Source organism: Mycobacterium sp. E3298 (genome assembly GCF_001666895.1).
GTDB lineage: Bacteria > Actinomycetota > Actinomycetes > Mycobacteriales > Mycobacteriaceae > Mycobacterium.
The window spans coordinates 1-6,200 of record NZ_LZJB01000234.1 but is presented as its reverse complement, the minus strand read 5'-3'; the positions used below and the strand labels follow the sequence as shown (position 1 = coordinate 6,200).

Genomic DNA, 6,200 nt, shown 5'->3' with positions numbered 1-6,200 from the left:
GGCCTCCGCCCGGCTGGCCGCGGCCGCGCCGGCCGCCGGGATGGTCGCCGCCGGCGCTTTGGCGCCACCACGGCCACCCACCGTCGGTCCCACGCCGGTCTCCGGGTCACCGCCGTAGGCGACCAGGTAGGCCAGGGTGCTCGGCGCCGGCGCGGGCGCCGGGGCGGGAGCGGTACCGGTACCCGCCGCGACCGAAGTGGCCGGCGCCCCAGCGGGAGTCGCCACCGTCGGGGCCAGCGCGACCGCCGGCAGCAGTGACGCCGGCTTGGTCGAGGCGACCAGCGGCGCCGCGGCGGCTCCCGCCGCCACCGGGGCGATCTCGGCGGGCGCGGTGAGCAGGGAACTCAGGCCGATGCCGAGCAGCAGCGGGATGAGGAAGGGCGCGGTCAGGATCGCGCCCCAGGTCGGCCAGCCGACGGCGTTGAAGAACACCTGGTAGGCGACGAAGAACAGCAGCGGGCCGTTGGCGGCCAGCAACGCCGGGAGGTTCGAGAAGATGTTCTGCAACAGCTGCTGAATGTTCTGGAAGAAGTCCTGCAGGAACTTGGCCAGCTGCTGGAAGAAGTCGGAGATCGCGTTCGCGGGGTTGGAGGTGTTCTGCGCGGCGTTGACCGCGGCGTCGTTCGACTCCCCGCCCGGCCGCACGATGGCCGGCGCCGGGGTGCTGCGCGGCGCGGACGCGAGCGCTGCGCCCGAGGTGGCCTGATAGGCGCCCATGACGGTCGCGGCCTGGACCCACATCCGCGCGTAGTCGGCCTCGTTCAACGCGATCGGAATCGTGTTGATGCCAAAAAAGTTCGTCGCCACCAACACCCCGTGGACGGTGTGATTGGCGGCGAGCTCGCCCAGTGTCGGCATGGCCGTCAGGGCGGCGGTGTACGCCGCGGCCGCGATCTCGTGCTGCGCGGCCACGCCCGCGCTGTCGGCGCTGGCCTGCTGCAGCCACGCCAGGTACGGGGCGTGCGCGGCCGCGTACTGCTCGGCCGTCGGCCCCTCCCAGGACCCCGCCTGGGCCTGGCCCACCACCCCGGTGAGTTCGGCTGCCGCCGTTGCGTATTCGGTGCTCAGCGCGGTCCACGCGCTGGCGGCCGCCAACAGCGGCCCCGGCCCGGGACCGGCGCTCAGCAGCGTCGAATGCACCTCGGGTGGCGAAGCCATCCAAAGGGGCGCAACGGGGGACGTCATTGTCGGGCGCCCTTAGAACCCGTACGTCGCCGCGGCCGATGCGTCCCCGGCGAGATAGCTGACGCCGGCCTCGCCGACGCCCACGCCGGCGCGGCCGAGCTCTTCCACGCCCTGGGCGGCGACGGCGGCGTGCTCTTGACCCTGTGCGCTGAAGCCGAGCGCGGTCTGCAGCGACACCGGATCCACCGCGGGCGGCACCACCGCGGTGATGGCCGGCGCGGCCGCCGCGTGCGCGGCCGCCAGCCGCGCCGTCAGCGCCTCCACCGCGGCGCTGGTCGCGGCCAGGCCCTCGGGAACCACTCGCAACGTCATGACTCTCCCCTTTCACCAAACATCGCGGCCTCACCCACCAGCGGGTTGACCAACTGCACGTACGTCGGAATGTCGCTGTCGCCCAACAAGATCGCCCGCCCCGCGGGCAGCCGGCCGAAGCGCTGGCCCCGGATCTTGCCGCTGTCCTGCGGGTTGCCCGCCAGCATCAGCGTGGTCGCCTGCAAGTCGTTGAACCGGCGCAGCAGCGGGTTGGTCATCAGGGCGTGCCCGGATCCGGTCGCCCGCGCCGTGACGATCACCCGCAGCCCCAGATCGGCCGCCTGCGAAAGGATTCCGATCAACGGCGTCCATGGCCGCTGCCCGACGTACGGGCCGCTCATCGCCGGCGCGTCCGGTATCTGGTCGACGTCGTCGATGATCAGGTAGTGGGTGTGGCCGGCGTATGCCCACCGGGCCAGCTCCCCGGGCGACAACCCGGCCGGGGGACGCCGCGATTCGATGATGTTCGCCAGCCCCAACATCGCCGGGATGATGCGGTCGACGTTGGCGGTGTACTCGTTGTCGGCGAACAACGGCTCGTCGACAAGGTGCAGCCGGCGATCCAGCACCGTGAAGGCCACCTGATCGGGCGTGGAGTGCTCGCGGATGGTGCGAATGATGTGGCGCAGCAACGTGGTCTTGCCGGATTTGCTGTCGCCGAACACCATCAGCAGCGGCTCGTCGGCGAAGTTGACGACGACGGGCGCCAGGTCCTCCTCGCGCTGGCCGATGACCACCTGCTCCGTGCCGCGATAGAGTGCGCCGAGCGCCTCCGGCGCGAGGTTGGTCGGCAGCAGCCGCACCGGCGGCGCGGCCATGCCCGGGTAGCGGGCGTTGATCGCGGCCACCTGGTCGAGCTCGGGGTTGGCGAACAGGAAGTGCTCGGCGGCCATCGTCAACCCGCGGCCCGGTTGGTCGTGCGGCACGGACTCCGCGGGGCGACGCAGCGCGCCGACGAGCCGCACGTTGCTGTCCCGCGGGTCGTGCAGCTTGAGCTCGAGCCGCAGGCCGAGGCCGTCGCGCATGGCCAGGGGCACCTCGAGCCAGCTCGGGGTGGTGATGACGACGTGGATGCCGTAGGCGAGCCCTACGTTCACCAGTTCGCTCACCTTGGCCAGCAACGGATTACGGGTGTTGAACTGGTCGGTGTTGTCCCGGCCGAACGCGTACAGGTTGTCGATGACCAGGAACACCTCGCCGTAACCGTCGTCGGGCGCGGCGCCGTGCCTTTCCCGGAACATCTCGCGCCGCTGCCGAGACAGCAGCAGCTGCTCGAGCTCCCCGAAGGTGCGCCGGATGCGTTCGGGTTCCAGCGCCGAGGCGACGCTGCCGACATGCGCCAGGTCTTCCAGCGCCCGCAGCTTCCCGCCGCCGTAGTCCAGGCAGTAGAAGGTGACGTCGCGCGGCGAGTGCAGGCTGGCCGCCGACAGGATGAACGTCTGCAGCGCGGTCGATTTCCCGGACTTGGGGCCGCCGTGGATCACCATGTTGCCGGCCGCCGAGGTCGCGTCGAACACCAGTGGGTCCCGGCGCATCTCGAAGGGTTTGTCGATCTCGCCGAGCGGCCACTGCCACTGGCGCTGCGGCACCCCGGCCCGGGCCAGTACCGCGGTCAGCGGGATCGGCTCGTCCAGCGGCGGCAGCCACAGCTGCGGGGCTCGCGGACCGTAACGCGCCAGCTGGTCGCCGATCGTGGCGATCAGCTTGCGTGGCGGGCCGGTGAATTCCTCGTCCTCGGCGGCCGGGATCACCATGTCCTGCTCCGGTTCCACCCGTCCGGCCGTGAAAAGCTTGGGCTCCGGAACGGACTGCACCACAAGGGCCTTGGCCTTCTGCGGCGGGTCGTAGATGCCGTCGACGTAGGTGCTGCGGAACTTGATCGGGGTCGCGCCCGGGGCGGGCACCAGGAAGCCCACGCCCTTGTGCTCCTTGCCCGATTCGATGTGGTACGCGTCCTCCACGCCGATGATCTGGCGGGAAACGCTGGGACTGGCCACCTTCAAGCCGATGCGGTACGAGGTGTTCTTGTCGATGTCCTTGATCTTGCCCACGTCCAGCGTCTGCGACGCGAACAGGATGTGGATGCGGAACGAGCGGCCCTTGCGGGCAACGTAATCGAACAACTCCGCGTATTCGGGGTGATCGGCCAGCATCAGGGTGAACTCGTCGGCGACCACGAACAGCGTCGGGATCGGCGGCAGGTCGTGCCCCGCCGCGATCGCGCCCTCGTACTCCACCACCGAGTTGAACGCGCTGCCCTGCACGCGGCGGCCAGCCTCGCGCAGCAGTGTTTCGCGGCGGGCCACCTCACCGCGCAGCGTGTCGGCGAACCGGTCGGCCAGCGACTTCTTCTCGGCCATGTTGGAGATCACCGCGACCACCTGTGGGAAATGGCGGAAGCTGTCCGCGCCGGCCTCACCCTTGAAGTCGGCGTAGATCACGATCAGACGGTCGGCCGAATGGGTTGTCAACAGCGACAACAGGATCGACATCAGCGTCTGCGACTTGCCCGATCCCGTCATACCGATCATCAGACCGTGCGGGCCCATGCCGCCCTCGGCTTCGTCCTTCAGGTCGAAGAACAGCGGTTCACCGGTCGCGGTGACGCCGATGGGCACGCGCAACTCGTCCTCGCGGCGGCGCGGCGCCCACAGCGTGGGCACGTCCAGCCGCGAGGCGTCGCCGATGCCCAGCAGGGTGGTGAAGGTGGCGCCGCGCGTGGCCGCCGAGCGCAGCCCGGTGTGGGTCGGGTTGGAGTCCCAGCGCGACAGCTGGCGAGCCAGGTGGGCCGCCTCGTCGGCGCCGAGCAGGTCGGCGTCGTCGATGTAGGGCTGCCAGCCGCCGGTCTGCCAGCGCTCGATCGCGCCGTTCGCGACGCGCAGGATCGGCTTCTCCGGGTCCGAATACTGCTCGCGGTGCGGCGGGGTGGCGGAGCGGTGCACGACGGTGACTCCCGCGCGGCCGAGCGCGAGCGTCGAGGTGCTCAGGTCGAAGTCGGGGTCGTCGATGACGATCAGCAGGTGCCGCAGCGCGTCCGCGGGCTCGCCGGTGAACGCCGGCCGGTCGACGAACGCGGGGCCCAGCAGCAGGACCAGCTCGTCGGGGTTGGTCGACAGCAGGCGCGCCGGGCCCACGCCGTCGAACTCACCCGGAACATCCACGTGTGCAAGCCATTTCAGCCAGGACCAGTCTGGGCTCTCCAGGTCGCGGGAGACCAGGGCCACCCCAAGCACGGTCGGGTCGTGCCACGTCACGGCCTGGGCGAGCCAGGCGCGCATCGCCGCCCGCGCCTCATCGGGCTCACCCAGCACGGTGATCCGCGAGACCTTGGTCAGGTCGATCCCGGTGGGCACGTCGCGCACGACGCGGTGGGTGTCGAGCAGGCCGCGTAATGCGCTGTGCGACACGGGCTCCAGGTCGACCTCGTCCGCGGTGTCGTTCACTCGCAGCGCGGTGCTCAGGGGCACCTGGTGGCGGCCGGCGCGCAGGACCAGGAAGTCCGGGTCATGCGGATCGCGCTCCCATTGCCTGCGCGACCCCGGCACGGCGGCCAGGGCCACCGGGTCGGGGTGCGACCACTCGGCGGCCGCCCGTTGCTGAGCGGCCTGGGTGCGGATGTTGTCGCGGACCACCGAGAGGTAGCGCAGGTAGTCGGCGCGTTCGGCGTCGACCTCCTCGGTGCGCGTCTTGTTGTCGTTGCCGCGATACATCGCGGTGGCCGCCAGCAGCAGCACGAACGGGAAGAACAGCGTCTGCGGCGAGATCAGCCGCATCCCGGTGGCGAACAGCGCGACGACCATACCGACGATCAGGATCACCAGCACGTACGGCATCGCGCGGCGCAGGAACGACGGCGGGATCACCCGTGGCAACTCGGGCGGCGCCTCGATGTTGATGGTGCCCTTGCGGGTGACCGGCGGCGCCAGCCGGCGGCGGGCTTCGAAGATGAGTCGGCTCATCGGGGCGCTCCCTCTGCTGATGCCACGCGGCCGGGCTTGGTGTCGGGCGCCAGTCCGTCGTGTGCCAGCAGCGCGTCCGCCCGCGACAGCGTCGGGCCGGTCGCGAACAGCGAGAGCACCGACCAGGGTACGGGCACCGCGGGCTCGCTCAAGCCCAGGGCCTCAACGGTTTTGCCACGCCCGGCGGCCGAGGTCTCCGCCTCGTTGTCGATGCCGTAGCGAACTCCGGTGTCGGACACCCAGAACAACGACCCGGTGCCGGGCGCGCCGGCGCCGCCGGTGACGGTCTGGGCGAAGTAGCCGGTGCCCGGCGCCAGGGCGACGCGCGTCGCGGTGGCCGGGGAGGCGCCGCCGACCAGGTCGACGGTGCGGATCGATTCGGGTATCGGCAGGGCCGAGCCGGCCAGCAGGCTCAGCGAGCTGGTGGCGGCGCCGCCGGGCTTGCTCCAATAGGCGCACGTGACGGGATCTTTGGCCGCGTCGACGAGGGTGATCTGCTGGTCGGGGTAGCGCGCGGTGTCGAGCATCCGGGACACCGGCAGCTTCGCCACCGCGTCGGCGCCCAGCCGAGGCGGCTGGTCCAGCCCATAGGAGTTGGTGTTGCGCAAGATCGCCGCGAGCACCGGGGAGATGGGCTGCAGGCCGTCCGGCAACACCGCGTAGTAGCGCGGCGCACCCGACGAATTCTGTTCCAGGGCATAGGAAACCACCACTGCCCCGATCGGCGCAGGCACGCTGAAGCCA

General features: G+C 71.0%; 4 protein-coding genes. All 4 read right to left on the bottom strand.

What is annotated here, in order from left to right:
- Nucleotides 1–1,158, bottom strand: a 1,158-nt coding sequence (locus tag A9X05_RS10890; RefSeq protein WP_067781201.1) for a PPE family protein, incomplete at its 3' end; no start/stop codon positions are given.
- A 39-nt stretch (nt 1,159–1,197) separates the two neighbouring features.
- Nucleotides 1,198–1,497, bottom strand: coding sequence for a PE family protein (locus A9X05_RS10885; protein ID WP_067760824.1), 300 nt, complete (start codon nt 1,495–1,497; stop codon nt 1,198–1,200).
- Complete coding sequence (eccCa, locus tag A9X05_RS10880; RefSeq protein ID WP_067781198.1) at nt 1,494–5,456, bottom strand: type VII secretion protein EccCa; 3,963 nt, start codon at nt 5,454–5,456, stop codon at nt 1,494–1,496. The genes A9X05_RS10885 and eccCa overlap by 4 nt, the downstream gene beginning before the upstream one ends.
- On the bottom strand, nt 5,453–6,200 hold a 748-nt coding region (gene eccB / locus A9X05_RS10875), incomplete at its 5' end, for a type VII secretion protein EccB (protein ID WP_067781195.1). The genes eccB and eccCa, both read right to left, overlap by 4 nt.

What these genes read in the sequence shown, in the direction of transcription:
- A9X05_RS10885 (WP_067760824.1), bottom strand. Translation starts at nt 1,497, where the DNA reads ATGACGTTGCGAGTGGTTCCCGAGGGCCTGGCCGCGACCAGCGCCGCG.
- eccCa (WP_067781198.1), bottom strand. Translation starts at nt 5,456, where the DNA reads ATGAGCCGACTCATCTTCGAAGCCCGCCGCCGGCTGGCGCCGCCGGTC.